This window comes from Geobacillus sp. LYN3, from assembly GCF_003064505.1.
In the GTDB taxonomy this organism is placed as follows: Bacteria; Bacillota; Bacilli; order Bacillales; family Anoxybacillaceae; genus Parageobacillus_B; species Parageobacillus_B toebii.
This window is the reverse complement of sequence record NZ_QCWL01000069.1, coordinates 1-561: the sequence shown is the minus strand read 5'-3', so window position 1 is coordinate 561 and position 561 is coordinate 1. Positions and strand designations below refer to the sequence as shown.

Sequence of the window (561 nt, the reverse complement as noted above, 5' to 3'; positions counted from 1 at the left end):
GATCGATGGAAACACGTATACGTACGTTCAAGTCACCCAAGTGACGGAACGGACGATGGAACGCAATGGACAGCTGATGCTCGTTCCTGATTATGAAGTGGAAAGCTATTGGGTGCGGCTCAAAGGATACGAGCATGTTCGAATGAGCGATGTGCTCGCGTTGTATCATGACCATGCGACATGCGAACAGTTTCATAGCGAACTGAAGAGCGACTTAGATTTAGAGCGGCTTCCATCTGGGAAGATGAAAACGAATGCGCTCGTGTTGGTCATGGGAGCCTTCGTTTACAATCTTCTTCGTCTGATTGGACAAGATCTATTAAGCGATCCGAGACATCCGTTGCACCACAAAGTGAAACGCCGTCGCATCAAGACGATTATTCAGACGGTGATCACGATGGCAGGTCGACTCGTCCGCCGATCACGACAGATCTGGATGAAACTGACGCGAAGGAGTGGGTACAGTATACTCCTACTGAATGTGTATCAAAAATGGAAAGAGGCAAGATAACAAACAGATGTTCGGGTACTCATATCCATCACTCCCCCCTGTACTTTTTT

Annotated in this window: 1 protein-coding gene; it reads left to right on the top strand. The window is 47.8% G+C overall.

Features of this window, described 5'->3' with window-relative positions:
• On the top strand, positions 1-511 hold a 511-nt coding region (locus DCC82_RS17105), incomplete at its 5' end, for a transposase (RefSeq protein WP_199222370.1).
• Between the last annotated feature and the right edge of the window lie 50 nt (positions 512-561).